Here is a 14,867-nt window from a genome sequence, read left to right as displayed (position 1 = left end):
TGTCATCCTACAACATAGAGAGTCACAATTGCTTAGTATTTACCCGTATCCGTTGATTCTATTGGCTTAAAAAGGTTGTCCGATGTCATCTCATGTTGTACGATGACTTATAAGCTCGGCACCCGCCGGTCGCTGACCAACGAGATATTCACCATGACGACACCGCAAGAACTGAAGCAAATCGTTTCCGAAGGCCTGCTCTCCTTCCCCGTGACGGACTTCGACCAACAAGGCAACTTCCGCGCAGATACCTACGCGGAGCGCCTCGAATGGCTGGCTCCGTACGGTGCTTCAGCGCTGTTCGTCGCGGGCGGCACGGGCGAGTTCTTCTCGCTGACGCAACCCGAATATTCGCAGATCGTGAAGACGGCCACCGAAGTGTGCCGCGGCAAGGTGCCGATCCTCGCGGGCGCCGGCGGCCCGACCCGCACGGCCATCGCGTTCGCGCAGGAAGCCGAGAAGCAAGGCGCGCAAGGCGTGCTGCTGATGCCGCACTATCTGACGGAAGCGTCGCAGGATGGCATCCGCGTGCACGCCGAGGAAGTGTGCAAGGCCGTGCCGAACATGGGCGTGATCATCTACAACCGCGCCAATTCTAAGCTCAACGCCGACATGCTGGAGCAACTGGCGGACAGCTGCCCGAACCTGATCGGCTTCAAGGACGGCGTGGGCGAAATCGAGAACATGGTGACGATCCGCCGCCGTCTCGGCGACCGCTTCTCGTACCTCGGCGGCCTGCCGACGGCCGAAGTCTACGCAGCGGCGTACAAGGCGCTGGGCGTGCCGGTGTACTCGTCGGCGGTGTTCAACTTCATCCCGAAGACGGCGATGGACTTCTACCGCGCGATCGCGGCGGACGACCACGCGACCGTCGGCAAGCTGATCGACGAATTCTTCCTGCCGTACCTGAAGATCCGCAATCGCAAGGCGGGTTATGCGGTGTCGATCGTCAAGGCGGGCGCGAAGCTCGTCGGCCACGATGCGGGTCCGGTGCGCGCGCCGCTGACCGATCTGACGGAAGAAGAGCTCGAGCAACTCGACGCGCTGATCAAGAAGCTCGGCGCGCAGTAAGCAGCATCACGGAAGGAGACAGCGAAGCGTGGGAACGCGTGGCGCCGCAACGGCGCCGTGCGTCGCTTCGCCCATGAGGGCCGCTGTTGCGGCCCTCCGTGCATCAGCACGATCGAATCAAAGGGGAAGTCCATGTCGATGAGCCGTACCGCGAATCCCGCAGACGTCATGAAGCGCACCCGCGTGCGCTATCTCATCCTGTTGCTGATCTTCGTGATCACGACGTTCAACTACGCGGACCGCGCGACCCTGTCGGTGACCGGTTCGGCGATGCGCGCCGAATTCGGCTTCGATGCCATCCGCATGGGTTACATCTTCTCGGCCTTCAGCTGGGCGTACGTGCTCTCGCAAGTGCCGGCGGGCTGGCTGCTCGATCGCTTCGGCGCGCGGCGCGTGTATGCGGCGAGCATTTTTCTGTGGTCGCTGTTCACGCTGCTGCAAAGCTCGATCGGCCTGCTCGGCAGCGCGGCCACGGCGGTGACGGCGCTGTTCGTCCTGCGTTTCGCGATGGGCGCGGCGGAAGCGCCCGCGTTTCCGGCCAATGCGAAAGTCGTCGCGAGCTGGTTCCCGACGAAAGAGCGCGGCACGGCTTCGGCGATCTTCAACTCCGCGCAATACTTCGCGGCCGTCGTGTTCACGCCGCTGATGGCGTGGCTCACGCACGCTTTCGGCTGGCATCACGTGTATATCGTGATGGGCGTGGCGGGTCTCTTGCTCGCGCTCACGTGGCTGTCCGTGATGAAGAATCCGGTCGACCATCCGCGCGTGAACAAGCAGGAACTGGAATACATCGAGGAAGGCGGCGGTCTCGTCAGCGGTCATCACCGCGCGGGCGGCGCGGCGCAGGCGAAGTCGAACAGCGTGGGCTGGCCGGTCGTGAAGCAACTGCTGACCAACCGCATGCTGCTCGGCGTGTATCTCGCGCAGTACTGCATCAACGTGCTCACGTACTTCTTCCTGACGTGGTTCCCGATCTACCTCGTGCAGGCGCGTCACATGACGATTCTGCAGGCAGGCTTCGTCGCGTCGCTGCCGGCCATCTGCGGCTTCACGGGCGGCGTGCTCGGCGGCGTGATCTCCGATGGCCTCATCCGCCGCGGCTGCTCGCTCACGCTGGCCCGCAAGGCGCCGATCGTCGGCGGCATGCTGCTGTCGTCGTGCATCATCGGCTGCAATTACGTCGATACGGACTGGGTCGTGGTCGCGCTGATGTCGCTCGCGTTCTTCGGCAAGGGTATCGGCGCATTGGGCTGGGCCGTGGTCGCGGATACGTCGCCGAAGGAAGCCATCGGGCTTTCCGGGTCGATCTTCAACATGTTCGGCAATGTGGCGGGGATCGTGACGCCGATCGTGATCGGCTATCTCGTCGCGCAGTCGGGCTCGTTCAATGGCGCGCTGGCGTTCGTCGGCATCAATGCGCTGATCACGGTGTTCAGTTATCTCGTGATCGTGAAGGACATCAAGCGCGTGGAATTGCGCGCCTGATTGGACTTGCAAGCCCGTTCCGTCGATGGCGGAACGGGCTCACGCATCAACTCGCCTGAATCACGTCGATGCGCAGCGCTTCGCCGCCATCGACGATCGCCAGCAGGCGATCCACATTCGGATGCGCGCCCGGCCGGTTGCGCGCATCGGCGGTATGTTCGGCGAACACGGCAAGCGCGTGCTGCGCGGCCTTCGCGTCGAGCGTGCCGAACGTCTGCTGCACGTAGTTGTAGACCGCCAGCGAACCCTGCTTGCCCGGCTTGTTCTCGATACTCGCGACCACATCGCCCCGGCCGTCGACCAGATCGATGCGCTCGATGCCATCGATGGCAGGCAATTGGGCGAGGTTATCCTTGAATACGTTGCTCGGCTGGATCACGAAAAGCACTCCACGTTATGAGTTGATGATACGGGGCGCAGTATCTTATCCGATCATCGCAATGGCTCGACCAGACTCGCGAGCCCGATCCCTCCACCGACGATCACGCGCGCCGTGATGCCGCCGAAACCGCGCACCGCGTTATAGCCGCCCACGCCGAAAGTCTCCTCCATGCGCGAGCACGGATGACACTCGCCGCTCGCTTCGAGCACCGCGTCGCCGATGCGAAAACGCTGCCCCTTCAGCGCATTGAGATTGATGCCGGATGTGACGATATTGCGCCGCAGATCGCCCGGCGCGACGTCGTCGAGGCCGAGATGGCTCGCGATCGCGCGCAGGCTTTCCGCCTGAATCAATGTGACCTGGCGATTGCCGTCCGTTCGGCTGTAGTGATCGCCATCGAGACCGATGCCTTCGATCGCCAGCGCCGATTCGACCACACGGAGCGGCGCGCGCCGCGCTTCACGCAAGCCGATCCATTCGACGCGGCCCGCCTTCACGGGCGCGTTCATGAGACGGGCGAGAGGGGAATCCGGATTGAGCGCCATGAGCGGGAATCGAAAATAGTCCGTCCGATTCTACCCGTGGCCGGACATGGCCTAGTCCAAAGCGCGATTCTTGGCTCTTTGGGCTGTGTCATCGCGCCGATATCGTAGGCGGCATGCAACGTGGAGAACACGCATGGACACTTCGATCACCTTTCGGCATCTCGACTCGCCCGACGACTGGACGCGCGCCTTCGACGTCATGAAGGAACTGCGCCCGCATCTGACCGACGCCGCCGCGTTCGGCGCGCAAATGCGCCGTCAACGCGAGGAATGCTATCGCCTGCTCGCGGCATGCGACGAAGACGGCGCGATCCTCGGCCTCGCAGGTTATCGCACGCAAACGAATACGCTGTACGGCCGTTTTGTCTATGTCGACGATCTCGTCGTGACGGCGCGGCTGCATCGCAGCGGCATCGGTGCGCAATTGCTCGACAAGGTCCGCGAGATCGCGCGCCATTCGCGCTGCGCGCATTTCGTCCTCGACACCGGCCTGCACATGGCGCTCGCGCAGCGCTTCTACTATCGCAACGGCCTGCTCGCGAAGGGCATGCACTTCGTCCAGCCGTTGACGGGCAACGGCACGGAGGCCGCGCGATGAAAGTGCTCTTCATCAATGCGAGCCCGCACGGCGACGCGAGTCATGGCTACCAGCTCGCGCTGGAGATGATCGAGATGTTGCGCAAGACGGCGCGCGTGGAGATCGTCGAACGCGATCTCGCGGCGGCGCCATTGCCGCCCATCACGCAGGATTACGCGAGCGCGATCACTTCGCGCCAGCCGGATGCGACCCGGTTCGACGTCTCCGAACAACTGATCCGCGAAATCGAAACGACCGACGCGCTGATCATCAACACGCCGATGCACAACTTCACCGTCCCCGCCGCGCTGAAGCTGTGGATCGATTATGTACTGCGCATTCACCGCACGTTCGCCGCGACGCCCGAAGGCAAGCTCGGACTGATGCGTGACCGGCCCGCGTTCGTGATCGTCGGATCGGGCGGGTTTCATAGCGGCGAGCACGCGCGCCAGCGCGATTTCCTCACGCCGTATCTGCGTTACGCGCTCGGCTCGATCGGCTTGCAGAATCTGCATTTCCTCTTGCTGCAAGGACTCGTGCACGGCCATGACGCCGTGGCCGAAGCGCTGCGTAGCGCACGCGACGAGATCGCGCGACACGCGCTCTTCGCATCGGATGACGCCGTCGCGCTTTAACCGTCGTAGGCCCGCCGAAGCATGCCCGCGAGGCGCGCCGCTTCGGCGGCATCGGCGACATTCGCAAAGCCGACGACGATCCCGCGCAACGCATGCTTCGCGCGCGCGTTCAGATACCACGCCGATAGCGCGAGCACCGCGAGACCCGCTTCGCGCGCGCGTGCGGCCATCGCCATGTCGTCGATGGGTCCGTCGCGTCCTGCATGGAAGATCGCGACGAGATGCATGCCGCCGGTCGGCAGTTCGATGCTGACCCTGTCGCCGAAAGCCTTCAGGATCGCATTCATGAGCAGCATGCGCCGCTCGGCGTAGAGCGCGCGCATGCGCTTCAGATGCCGCGCGAAATGCCCCTGTGCGATGAAGTCCGCCACCGCCGCCTGATAGAGATACGGCGATCCCGCATTCATGCTCTTCGTGATCTGCCCGAACCGCGCGACGGCCCGTTCGGGCGCGACCACGTATGAAAGCCGCAAACCCGGAAACAGCACCTTGCTGAAGGTGCCGCAATAGATCACGCGGTCGTCGCGATCGAGGCTCTTCAGCGCGGGCAGCGGACGGCCCACGTAGCGGAACTCGCTGTCGTAATCGTCCTCGACGATCCAGCTTCCCGCGCGGCTCGCCCAGTCGAGCAGCTTCATGCGCCGCGCGAGCGAGAGCGTCACGCCGAGCGGACTCTGATGCGAAGGCGTGACGAATGCGAAGCGCGCATCGTCATGGAGCGCGCGGGCAGTGTCGACGTCGAGTCCTTCATGATCGACGGGCACCGGCACGAGCCGCATGCCGGCATCGACGAGAAAGTTTCGTGCGAGCAGATAGCCCGGCTCTTCGAACCACGCGCGGTCGCCGGGCTTCGCGAAACCGCGCAGGATGAGTTCGAGCGTCGCGCGATAGCCGTTCGTGACGAACACCTGCTCCGGCACGCACTCCACGCCGCGCGACAGGCCGAGATAGGTTGCGATGCGCTCGCGCAACGGGCGATAGCCGGACGGATCGGGATAACTCAGCGTGGCGGGATCGCCGCCGCGCGCGCGATACGCGACGAGCCGGCTCCAGACCTTGCGCGGAAACGCGTCGAGCGCGGGCAAGCCGGGACGCAGCGGCTTCGCGTCGTTGCCGATATCGGTGTCGGCCTGCGTGCGCTTCGCACGCGGTGCATCGGCGCGCTCGCGGCTCGTGCGCGCGGGTGTCACCGCGCCCGGCAGCGACGTCGACACGAACGTGCCCGCCGCGCCGCGCATCTGCAAATAACCCTCATCGACGAGGACGTTATACGCCATCTCGACCGTGCCGCGGGCAGTATTCAGTTGCGTCGCGAGCGCGCGCAGCGCGGGCACCCGGTCGCCGGGCTTCAGGTGACCCGCCGCGATCGCCGCCTTGAAACGCTCGCAAATCTGCAGGTAGATCGGCGAAGCTTCGCGCCGGTCGATCTCTATGTTCAACGCATGGTCAGTGGTCGGCATGTCACGGTTCATGGACTAGTTGAATCGACGATTCTTGTCCCTTTCTGCTAAGCCATGATTGTCACACAATGACTTCACTTTCACTTATCCAGCGAGGTGCATCATGAAGATCGTCGTCATTGGCGGTTCGGGTTTGATCGGCGCGAAGACGGTTGCGATTCTGCGCGCGAAGGGCCACGAGGCAGTCGCCGCGTCGCCGCGCAACGGCGTGGATTCGGTGACGGGCGCGGGATTGGATGAAGCGCTTCGCGGCGCGCAGGTCGTCATCGACGTGTCGAACGCGCCCTCGTGGGCGCCGGATGACGTGATGGCGTTTTTCCGCGCGTCGACCACGAACCTCGTGAAGGCCGAAGCCGCAGCGGGCGTGCAGCATCATGTGGCGCTGTCTGTCGTCGGGACGGATCGCATGCCGGACAACGGTTATTTCCGCGCGAAAGTGGCACAGGAAAAGCTGATCGCGGAATCGGGCGTGCCGTATTCGATCGTCCGCGCGACGCAGTTCCTGGAGTTCCTCGGCGGCATCGCCGACGCGGGCATGCAGGACGGCAAGGTGCATCTGTCGACGGGACAGTTTCAGCCGATCGCGGCCGATGACGTCGCGGGCTTCGTCGCGGACGCCGCGCTCGATACGCCGCTGAACGGCATCGCCGATATCGCGGGGCCGCAGCGCGCGCCCTTGCACCGGATCGTCGGCGAGTATCTGAAGGCGCAGGGCGATACACGCGAGATCGTCGTCGATCCGAAGGCGACGTACTTCGGCGGCACGATCACGGAAGACTCGCTCGTGCCGACCGGCGTCGCGCGTCGTGGAAGCATCAGCCTCGAGCAGTGGCTGGCGCGCGCACACGCGTAACCGGGCGATGACGGGCGCGGCTAGAACACATGCATCATCCCGATGTACGCGCCCGTCTGCGATTCGCCTGCCATCGGGCTCGTGCCCGGTTCGGCATCGCGCGGTGTCGCGAAGACCGAAAACGAGCCGTTCGCGCTGTTGCGCACGTAGGCCACCGTGCCGTACAGGAAGGTGCGCTTGCTGAAGTTGTAGGTCGTGCCGAGCGCGTACAGCATTGCGTGGCTCGCGGGGTCGTGCGCCGCATCGCCCGCGCCTTCGCCGACGTGGATATAGAAGCCCGCTGCCGTGACGGCCCATGCGGACGTCGCCTGATAGGTCGCGCCGAGCCAGTAGTGATCGGCGCTATCGGCCACGCCCGCGGGCGAATCGGGCGCGGCGTAATGCGTGTACGCGGCCTGCACCTTCCACTTGTCGATTCTCACGTTCGCGCCGACGAAGACTTCGCGCGATGCCTGAAAGATGTTGTCCAGCTTGCCGTTCTGGCTGCGCAACTCATCGTAGATGCCGCGCACGTCGAACAGGGTCGAGTGATACGTCAGCATGACGCCTTCGGAGCGTCCGAACTCGCCCTGCGCGCCCTGATTGAACGCGCCCGGCTGATTGCCGAATGCGTATTGCCCCTGCACGTCGAAGCCATGAAACACGGGGCTGTGATACTCGACGTTATTGCTCGTCTGCTGCCAGTTGCGCCCGCGCACGAGCGATGCCGACGATACCGCCTGTTGCACGAAGGGATCGAATTCCCACACGCCGTCGCTGTCGATGAACAGGTTGCGCCCCGCCTGCAACTGGCCCCAGGTCTTCGAATTCAGCCCGGCATAGGCGCGGCGTGACCACAGACGCCCGCCGCCAGTCGTGCCGTTCATGATCTGAATGGCGGTTTCGAGGTCGAAGACCGCGCTCAGGCCGCCGCCCAGATCCTCACTGCCTTTCAGGCCCCACATGCTGGTGCCCCAGTCGCCGCCTTCGGCGCTCCATCGCGAGTCGCTGCCGCCCGTGCCGTTCGCGATGTGATTCAGATACTCGATGCCGCCATCGATACGGCCGTACATCGTGACACTTGTCTGCGCCGCCGCGCCCGAACTGACGAGCATCAAAAGACCTGCCGCTTTCCAGAGACGAACTTTCATGGTCGACGACTCCATGCGGGTTCTGTTCGGTTGAGAGAAAACGATTGGCCGCACATTAGCACCATCCAGGAAAACCGGCACGAATCGGGGCCGAAGCGAAACCGTCGAACTGGCTTAAGGGCGAACACCAGATATCGCTTCTTTCATTCGGATGCCTAATATCCGCATGATGTCATACGACATTATCGATTCGATCGTTTTACAAAGAGGCACAATAATTGAACCAAAACCCTGCTCTTTCTCAGCTAGTCAAGCATGGCGCCGCCTGGCTCGCCGCCGCGTCCATCGCGCTGACGCTCAGCGCGTGCGGCGGCTCGGATGCGTCGCCGTCACTGGCTACGACGTCCGCCGCGACCAGCGACGTCGTGAATAGCGACGACGGCAATGCGGCAGCATCGGGCGCATCGGCCGATCCGGCATCGGGCGCATCCACGCCTTCGGCGGACCCGACGCCGACACCGACGCCGACGGGCTTCCAGGTTGGCACGACGACCTACGATCCCGCGCTGCCGCCAGAACCCACGCTGCCCCTCCCCCCGCAAATCTGCGCGACGCTCCCCGCCACGCTGACCGCACAGCCGAACGGCCTGCTGCCCGACAACGCCGACTCGACCAACACCGCACCCGACAGCGCGCGCATCCAGGCCGCGCTCGACGCGTGCAAAAACCCGTCGAGCAGCGGTCTCGCGACCAACAAGGCCGTGCGGCTCGTCCCCGGCCCGAACGGCGCGAACGCGTTCGTCGCCGGCGCGCTGAACCTGCAAAGCGGCGTCACGCTCTGGATCGACAAGGGCGTCACCCTGTTCGCCTCACGCGATCCGCGTCAATACGACAAGGTCAGGGGCACCACGAGTTGCGGCATCATCACCGCGAGCGACAACGGCTGTCTCGCGCTCATCAACGCGAGCAAGATCGCGAACGGCGCGGTGATGGGCGATGGCGTCATCGACGGACGCGGCGGCAGCCCGCTCGTCAGCAGCAAGCCGAACGATCCGGACCTGATGATGCGTCCGGATGGCAACGGTACGATGAGCTGGTGGGATATCGGCTGGATGGCGAACAAGGTGCAGAACCTCGCGCAGAACAATCCGCGCCTCATCCAGATCAGCAATGGCCGCAACTTCACGCTGTATCGCGTGACGCTGCAGAATGCGCCGAAGTTTCACGTCGTGCCGAGCGGCGTCGATGGCTTCACCGCGTGGGGCGTGAAGATCTATACGCCGACCGCCGTCTACGAGGCCATGACGAACTATCTCGGCATGCACTACAGCCCGGACACGGCGAAGAACACGGACGGCATCGATCCCGCGAGCTCCGGCCCGATCACGAGCAACCCCGGCAATCCCGGCAAGCTGACCGGCGATGCGAGCAACATGCTGATCGCGTACACGCACATCCGCACCGGCGATGACAACATCGCGATCAAGGGCGGCACCGGCACGGTCAACGGCCGCACGTACAACATCACGGTCGCGCACAGCCGCTTCTATGCGGGACACGGCATGTCGATCGGCAGCGAGACGGCGGGCACGGACGCAGGCACGGCCAATCCGGACGTCACGCCCGTCGATGGCGTCCTGCCGAGCGTGAGCAACGTCAATGTCTACGATCTCGTGCTCGATGGCGCCGACAACGGCCTGCGCATCAAGTCGGACTGGAGCCGCAGCGGGCTGGTGTCGAACATCCGTTATTCGAATGTGTGCATTCGCATGCCGGAGACGTCGACGGACGGCAAGCCGCAGGCGCTGATCTTCTCGCCGTACTACAGCCCCACAAGGAACAACGGGCTCTATCCGAATTTCAGGAACATCGCGCTCGATGGCGTGCGTATCGTCAATGCGTCGAGCTATACGTTCCAGGGCTTCAGCTCCGCGAGTCCGGTCCTGCAAGGCTCGGGCTGGTCGGGCGGCACCTCCGGCTGGCCGGCGCCGCCGGTCGTGAATCCGTTGACGATCTCGCTGAACAACGTCATTGCGGATGTCGCGCCTGCGAATTTCACGGTCGCCGATGCGCTCGTCACGATCGGCGCGGGCGGCACGTCGCTGCCGTTCAAGACGGGCGGCACGGTCAGCGTCACGCGCACAGCGCCCGGCACGGAAGCGGTCGCGCCGGTCGATTGCAGCAAGGCGTTCGGGCCGTTTCCCGGGCAGTCATAGCGCTTTCGGTAAAGAAACGTCTACTCGTGCCGATAACTGAAACAGAAGGAGCCGGACGATCGTCCGGCGCTTTATCGATACCGAGACGAGTGCCCCGGCGCCGCACGCCGGGGACCGACGACATCCGACAGAGAGAGAAATGGTCTTCAGCTACAGGGACATGATGGTCACGCCGGCAGCGGTCCGGCAGGGCAATGTGTTTGCCGCAACGGCGCGAATCCAGGATTTGAACGGGATGGAACGTTCCGTGAGACTGCCGGGCGAGTTCGCGAACGTCGAAGAAGCGATCCGCTACGCGATCGCGGCGGGCTTCGAATATATCGACTGCGAGCGGCGCTGCTGATTGCACGCGTGCCGTCACGAGCCAAAAAAACGACGCCGCGACTTTCGTTCGCGGCGTCGTCACATCGTCAGCCCAGTTTGATCGAAGCCGGATCAGCGGTCAGATAACCCACCGCCGCGCCGAAGCGATCCTTGTAGTTCGCGCGGATGAGCGGATCGAGCGTCGACTGCACCTTGCCGTGCAGCGCGCTTTCCCAGTCGCCCGCGTGCTGGAAGTTGCTCATGATGTAGGTCCAGCCGTTGATCTCGTCGACCGCGTGCAGGCCCGTCGATTCCGCGCCCGCGGGCGCCGACAGGATGCGCGTCAGCGACTTCGTATCGACGTTGTACGCCCACAGGAAGTTGTTGACGTGCGCGCCGCTGTCCTCGCCAATGAACAGCGTGCGCAGCTTCTCCGAGAACTTGAGGTTGTCCGGATTCGCGATACGCTCCGGGTTCGCGAGATTGCCGAGCGCGTCGGCCGCGATGTCTTCGCCGACCAGCGCAGCAGGCGCGGCCATGTCGACCGGCACCCATTCGCTGTCGATCGCCGCGCCCGCGAGATCGCGCTGGCCGCCCTTCAGGTTGAACGCGTAGACCGCGCCGGCGGTGATGGCTTTGTCGAGCTTGATGTCGGTCGAATGCGCGTCGCCCTTCACCATCGACTTGACGATCTGCGACATCGCCGAGTAGACGATCTTGTCCTTCGCGTTGACCGTCGTGCCTTCGAGCTTCGTGAAGCACATGCTCGCGCCGCGCAGCGCGGCATAGCGATGCGTCTCCAGGAACGCGGCTGCCTTCTCCATGCCGGGCTTGATGCGAATCCAGTTGAACTTGCCGCCGAAGTGGATGCGCGTGTAGCTCGCGTCCAGCGTCGGGCCGACCTTTTCGTCGGTGACGACGTCCATGATGTCGGTGATCGTCAGCGTGTTGGCGAGGTTCTCGATTTCATCGCTCGTCGCGTGACCGAGATTGAGCCATGTCAGCGTGGCCGAACCCGCGCCCGCCGACGATGTCTGCGCGCACTTCGCGACGTACAGCGTGCCGGCCGAAAGATCCGCCTGCTTGTCCGCGACGAACATGAAGACGCCGCCGTTGGTGGCGTCATCGCCCATCATGACGGTGCGCTTGTCGGGCATGACCTGAATCAGCTCGTGCGAGATGCGGCCGAGGCAATAGTGCTTCTGGATCGTGCCAGTGCCGTCGGGATGCACGGTGACTTCCGGAATATGACCGTAGTGATACGGACGCGCCTTCGTTTCGTCGCCGTAGAGATTGCGGCTGTATGCCTTGAACTGCGCGTCGCTCGATGCCAGCGCCGCGTCCGGCTCGTACTCCTCGCTCGACAGATGCGTGTTCCACGGCGACAGGCTCGCGCCACAGGTGATCCACAGGCCGTGCGCCTTCGACGTATCGACGTTCGCGTAGCTCACGAGTGAGAGCTTGCCGGTCGCTGCGTCCTGATCGAGCGTGAGCACGGCGATCGGCGACGGCAGGCGGCCGTACATGCTGGCCGCGCTCTGGTCGCGCGTGGTGTATTCGAACTGCACGACCGCGAACACGGTGTTGCCCTTCACGCCCTTCACCGTGGGATTGTCGAGCTTGATGAGCGACGTGCCGTCCGGGCAGTCCGAGAAGAACTGACGTTCCTTGCCCGCAGCCGAACGGTCGATGATCGGCTGATTGTCGATATCGAAGTAGCCGCCCGCGACGATCGTGCCGCCCGTCGTGTTCGGCACCGTGTCGCCGGTCATGAAGAACGGCTGATACGCGAGCTTGTACGCGCGGCTGCTGCCGTCGCTGAAGTTCGCGGTCAGCGTCGAGGCGACGGTGGTCCGGGCCATCGCGTCGGGCGCGGCGAGCGTCGGCGCGGCCATGCCGGTGAACGTGGCCGTGGTGAACGCGGCCGTCGCTGCGGGCGTGGGCGTGGCCGCGTTGCTGTCGCTGCCGCCGCAAGCCGTGAGCAGAGACGCTACGGCGGTGCCGCCGAGCGGCAGCATCGGTGCGCCGGCAAGGATCTTCAGTGCCTTGCGGCGGGAGAGGTCGAGTGGCTGCGCCATGTGTGGTTTCGATTCCTTGATTGTGGGTGACATACCGGCGATGGAAGTGGTCGTTTCAGACCATTGCGGCCTGATATTCCGGATGACGCGCTACTCTAGGAAATCAATGTGAAACCATTTTGACAAACTTACGTAATTATTCTGTTTATGTGTTGAAAGCACGGTCAGATCGCGAACCTGTGGCGCGGGTGCTGGCCCGCCGCACCACGCGTCTCACCGATTTCCGCCCAGCGGCGTATCACATTGCTTGCATACGGGCGTCCCAGGCGGATTGGACTTGCGGCATTTCGGGCAGATCAGATCGGGCGGCATCGGCGGAATCGAGCCGGGATGACGGTCCCATCGTTCGTCGTAATCGTCTGCGCGATAACGCTGGTCGTATCCCTTCCCGTTCCGGCGGCGACGGTACCGGCCGCCGTCGTGCTCGATGCCAAACAGCTTGCGCAGCAAGTTCATGATTTCCCCTTTTTTCTTGATGTCTTTAGATGAAGCGCTTGTGCAGCACCCGAAGCCCGGCGATGAAGGTTTTATTATTTGCTTCGTATTCCTTTAAATCATTTCGAATTTGAAAACTTCTCTTGTTCGATCCGGGCTTGCCGATACTCCCGGGACGCAACATACTGATTCCGTTTTCTTGACACTATGACAAGTAAACACCTTGGAGCGGCTCCAGGGTCAAGAAGGAAGTCGAGATGAAAATTGGGGAACTGGCGCGCATCACGAATTGCACGCCCGATACGATTCGCTTTTACGAACGAGAAGGCCTGCTTCCGCCAGCCGGAAGGACGGAAGCCAACTACCGGACCTATGACGAAACGCATGTCGAGCGCCTGCGTCTGATCAGAAATTGTCGCGAGCTCGACATGACGCACGACGAAGTGCGCGCGCTGCTTCAGGCTTCGGAGGCGAACGCGTCGAGTTGCTGCGCCATCAATGCGCTCGTCGAAGCGCATATCTGCCGTGTCGGCATGCGCATCGACGAATTGATCAAGCTACGCGACCAGCTCAACGCATTGCGCAAGAAATGCCGCGGCGAGCGCGCGGTCGATTCGTGCGGAATCATGCACGAACTGACATCGCGCAAGACGCCCGGACGCAGGCAGAAGAAATCGCATCTCTCGTAGCGTCGTTCGCGCTTACATGCGGTCGGCTTCGATCACCGCATCGGCGAATGCCTTGGGCGCCTCCTGCGGCAGATTGTGGCCGATGCCGCCCGCGACGTTGCGATGCCTGTACTTGCCCGTGAACTTCTTCGCATACGCGGAGGGATCGGGATGTGGCGCGCCGTTGGCATCGCCTTCCATCGTGATGGTCGGCACGCCGATCGTCGGTGCGCCGGCGAGACGCTGTTCGAGCGCGTCGTATTGCGCCTCACCCTGCACGAGCCCGAGACGCCAGCGATAGTTGTGAATCACCACCGCGACGTGATCAGGATTCTCGAACGATTTCGCCGAACGGTCATAGGTCGCGTCATCGAAATTCCATTTCGGCGATGCGAGTTGCCAGATGAGCTTGTTGAAATCGTGACGGTTCGACTCATAGCCCGCCTGGCCGCGCTCCGTTGCGAAATAGAACTGATACCACCACGCGAACTCGGCCTTGGGCGGCAAGGGCGCGCGATTCGCCTGCTGGCTGCCGATCAGATAGCCGCTCACCGACACCATCGACCTGACGCGCTCGGGCCACAGCGCCGCGATGATGTTCGCGGTGCGCGCGCCCCAGTCGAACGCGCCGAGTGTCGCCTTCTGGATCTTCAGCGCATCCATGAGCGCGATGATGTCCACCGCGACCACCGCCTGCTGACCGTTGCGCGGCGTATCGGCGGAGAGGAAACGGGTCGAGCCGTAGCCGCGAAGATACGGCACGATCACACGATAACCCTGCGCCGCGAGGATCGGCGCGACGTCGGCAAAGCTGTAAATGTCATAGGGCCAGCCGTGCAGCAGGATCACCGCCGGGCCGTTCGCCGGCCCCGCTTCCGCATAGCCGACATTGAGCGTGCCCGCGTCGATCTGGCGAATCTCGGCAAAGCCCGCGCTCGACGATCGTTGCGTCGTTTGAGCGCGAACCAGGTCGCTCAACCCAAGCTGCATGGCGCCGACACTGGCGATCGCTGTGCCGAGAAAGCGGCGTCGCCACGCGTTGATCTGATCATCCGGCATGTTGTGCTTCTCCTTGTTCGATGTATTCGA

15 protein-coding genes are annotated in these 14,867 nt (G+C 63.5%); 8 read left to right on the top strand and 7 right to left on the bottom strand.

Features of this window, described 5'->3' with window-relative positions; all coding sequences use genetic code 11:
- The first annotated feature begins 153 nt into the window (after window positions 1-153).
- On the top strand, window positions 154-1,071 hold the full coding sequence (gene kdgD / locus NK8_RS27120; RefSeq protein WP_162070028.1) for a 5-dehydro-4-deoxyglucarate dehydratase: 918 nt from the start codon (window positions 154-156) through the stop codon (window positions 1,069-1,071).
- 132 nt (window positions 1,072-1,203) lie between these two features.
- A complete protein-coding gene (locus NK8_RS27115) occupies window positions 1,204-2,556 on the top strand; it encodes an MFS transporter (RefSeq protein ID WP_213232821.1) in 1,353 nt (450 codons plus the stop codon).
- Window positions 2,557-2,602: 46 nt separating this feature from the next.
- On the opposite strand, the gene NK8_RS27110 is transcribed toward NK8_RS27115, so the two are convergent.
- Together NK8_RS27110 and NK8_RS27105 are read right to left on the bottom strand one after the other, a co-directional pair.
- Window positions 2,603-2,935, bottom strand: coding sequence for a DUF2322 family protein (locus tag NK8_RS27110; protein WP_162070030.1), 333 nt, complete (start codon window positions 2,933-2,935; stop codon window positions 2,603-2,605).
- A gap of 53 nt (window positions 2,936-2,988) precedes the next feature.
- Window positions 2,989-3,483, bottom strand: a complete 495-nt coding sequence (locus NK8_RS27105; RefSeq protein ID WP_213232819.1) for an MOSC domain-containing protein — start codon at window positions 3,481-3,483, stop codon at window positions 2,989-2,991.
- 133 nt (window positions 3,484-3,616) lie between these two features.
- On the opposite strand from NK8_RS27105, the gene NK8_RS27100 reads away from it, so the two are divergent.
- Both NK8_RS27100 and NK8_RS27095 read left to right on the top strand, forming a co-directional pair.
- A complete protein-coding gene (locus NK8_RS27100) occupies window positions 3,617-4,081 on the top strand; it encodes a GNAT family N-acetyltransferase (protein ID WP_213232817.1) in 465 nt (154 codons plus the stop codon).
- Window positions 4,078-4,695, top strand: a complete 618-nt coding sequence (locus NK8_RS27095) for an FMN-dependent NADH-azoreductase (protein WP_213232815.1) — start codon at window positions 4,078-4,080, stop codon at window positions 4,693-4,695. Before NK8_RS27100 ends, NK8_RS27095 begins: the two co-directional genes overlap by 4 nt.
- On the opposite strand, the gene NK8_RS27090 is transcribed toward NK8_RS27095, so the two are convergent.
- Window positions 4,692-6,155 (bottom strand): PLP-dependent aminotransferase family protein, encoded by a 1,464-nt coding sequence (locus NK8_RS27090; protein WP_213232813.1) that lies wholly within the window; start codon window positions 6,153-6,155, stop codon window positions 4,692-4,694. The two genes, NK8_RS27095 and NK8_RS27090, sit on opposite strands and share 4 nt — an antisense overlap.
- A 103-nt stretch (window positions 6,156-6,258) precedes the next feature.
- Between NK8_RS27090 and NK8_RS27085 the strand changes: the two genes are divergently transcribed.
- Entirely contained in the window at window positions 6,259-7,008 is a 750-nt protein-coding gene (locus tag NK8_RS27085; RefSeq protein WP_213232811.1) for an SDR family oxidoreductase, read from the top strand.
- A gap of 20 nt (window positions 7,009-7,028) precedes the next feature.
- Here the strand turns inward: NK8_RS27085 and NK8_RS27080 are convergent, their stop codons facing one another.
- Complete coding sequence (locus NK8_RS27080; protein WP_213233222.1) at window positions 7,029-8,102, bottom strand: porin; 1,074 nt, start codon at window positions 8,100-8,102, stop codon at window positions 7,029-7,031.
- Window positions 8,103-8,356: 254 nt separating this feature from the next.
- Between NK8_RS27080 and NK8_RS27075 the strand changes: the two genes are divergently transcribed.
- Both NK8_RS27075 and NK8_RS27070 read left to right on the top strand, forming a co-directional pair.
- Complete coding sequence (locus NK8_RS27075) at window positions 8,357-10,294, top strand: glycoside hydrolase family 28 protein (protein ID WP_213232809.1); 1,938 nt, start codon at window positions 8,357-8,359, stop codon at window positions 10,292-10,294.
- Window positions 10,295-10,433: 139 nt separating this feature from the next.
- Window positions 10,434-10,637: a hypothetical protein gene (locus tag NK8_RS27070; RefSeq protein ID WP_162070037.1), complete on the top strand. Its 204-nt coding sequence runs from the start codon at window positions 10,434-10,436 to the stop codon at window positions 10,635-10,637.
- A 67-nt stretch (window positions 10,638-10,704) separates the two neighbouring features.
- On the opposite strand, the gene NK8_RS27065 is transcribed toward NK8_RS27070, so the two are convergent.
- Together NK8_RS27065 and NK8_RS27060 are read right to left on the bottom strand one after the other, a co-directional pair.
- On the bottom strand, window positions 10,705-12,675 hold the full coding sequence (locus NK8_RS27065; RefSeq protein WP_213232807.1) for a PhoX family phosphatase: 1,971 nt from the start codon (window positions 12,673-12,675) through the stop codon (window positions 10,705-10,707).
- A gap of 213 nt (window positions 12,676-12,888) precedes the next feature.
- On the bottom strand, window positions 12,889-13,131 hold the full coding sequence (locus NK8_RS27060) for a hypothetical protein (RefSeq protein WP_213232805.1): 243 nt from the start codon (window positions 13,129-13,131) through the stop codon (window positions 12,889-12,891).
- A 236-nt stretch (window positions 13,132-13,367) separates the two neighbouring features.
- On the opposite strand from NK8_RS27060, the gene cadR reads away from it, so the two are divergent.
- A complete protein-coding gene (cadR, locus tag NK8_RS27055) occupies window positions 13,368-13,799 on the top strand; it encodes a Cd(II)/Pb(II)-responsive transcriptional regulator (protein ID WP_213232804.1) in 432 nt (143 codons plus the stop codon).
- A gap of 12 nt (window positions 13,800-13,811) precedes the next feature.
- Here cadR and NK8_RS27050 read toward each other — a convergent pair whose 3' ends face one another.
- The gene (locus NK8_RS27050; protein ID WP_213232803.1) at window positions 13,812-14,837 is read right to left on the bottom strand and encodes an alpha/beta fold hydrolase; all 1,026 of its coding nucleotides are present in this window, start codon (window positions 14,835-14,837) and stop codon (window positions 13,812-13,814) included.
- Between the last annotated feature and the right edge of the window lie 30 nt (window positions 14,838-14,867).

The sequence above is a fragment of the Caballeronia sp. NK8 genome, from assembly GCF_018408855.1.
Taxonomy (GTDB): Bacteria; Pseudomonadota; Gammaproteobacteria; order Burkholderiales; family Burkholderiaceae; genus Caballeronia.
Note: the sequence above shows the minus strand (reverse complement) of the source record. Positions and strands in the feature narration are given on the sequence as shown.

Excerpts from the sequence above, each read along its gene's own strand:
- kdgD (WP_162070028.1), top strand. The coding sequence starts at position 154 with ATGACGACACCGCAAGAACTGAAGCAAATCGTTTCCGAAGGCCTGCTC.
- NK8_RS27115 (WP_213232821.1), top strand. The coding sequence starts at position 1,204 with ATGTCGATGAGCCGTACCGCGAATCCCGCAGACGTCATGAAGCGCACC.
- NK8_RS27105 (WP_213232819.1), bottom strand. The coding sequence starts at position 3,483 with ATGGCGCTCAATCCGGATTCCCCTCTCGCCCGTCTCATGAACGCGCCC.
- NK8_RS27100 (WP_213232817.1), top strand. The coding sequence starts at position 3,617 with ATGGACACTTCGATCACCTTTCGGCATCTCGACTCGCCCGACGACTGG.
- NK8_RS27095 (WP_213232815.1), top strand. The coding sequence starts at position 4,078 with ATGAAAGTGCTCTTCATCAATGCGAGCCCGCACGGCGACGCGAGTCAT.
- NK8_RS27090 (WP_213232813.1), bottom strand. The coding sequence starts at position 6,155 with ATGCCGACCACTGACCATGCGTTGAACATAGAGATCGACCGGCGCGAA.
- NK8_RS27085 (WP_213232811.1), top strand. The coding sequence starts at position 6,259 with ATGAAGATCGTCGTCATTGGCGGTTCGGGTTTGATCGGCGCGAAGACG.
- NK8_RS27080 (WP_213233222.1), bottom strand. The coding sequence starts at position 8,102 with ATGCTCGTCAGTTCGGGCGCGGCGGCGCAGACAAGTGTCACGATGTAC.
- NK8_RS27070 (WP_162070037.1), top strand. The coding sequence starts at position 10,434 with ATGGTCTTCAGCTACAGGGACATGATGGTCACGCCGGCAGCGGTCCGG.
- NK8_RS27065 (WP_213232807.1), bottom strand. The coding sequence starts at position 12,675 with ATGGCGCAGCCACTCGACCTCTCCCGCCGCAAGGCACTGAAGATCCTT.
- NK8_RS27060 (WP_213232805.1), bottom strand. The coding sequence starts at position 13,131 with ATGAACTTGCTGCGCAAGCTGTTTGGCATCGAGCACGACGGCGGCCGG.
- cadR (WP_213232804.1), top strand. The coding sequence starts at position 13,368 with ATGAAAATTGGGGAACTGGCGCGCATCACGAATTGCACGCCCGATACG.
- NK8_RS27050 (WP_213232803.1), bottom strand. The coding sequence starts at position 14,837 with ATGCCGGATGATCAGATCAACGCGTGGCGACGCCGCTTTCTCGGCACA.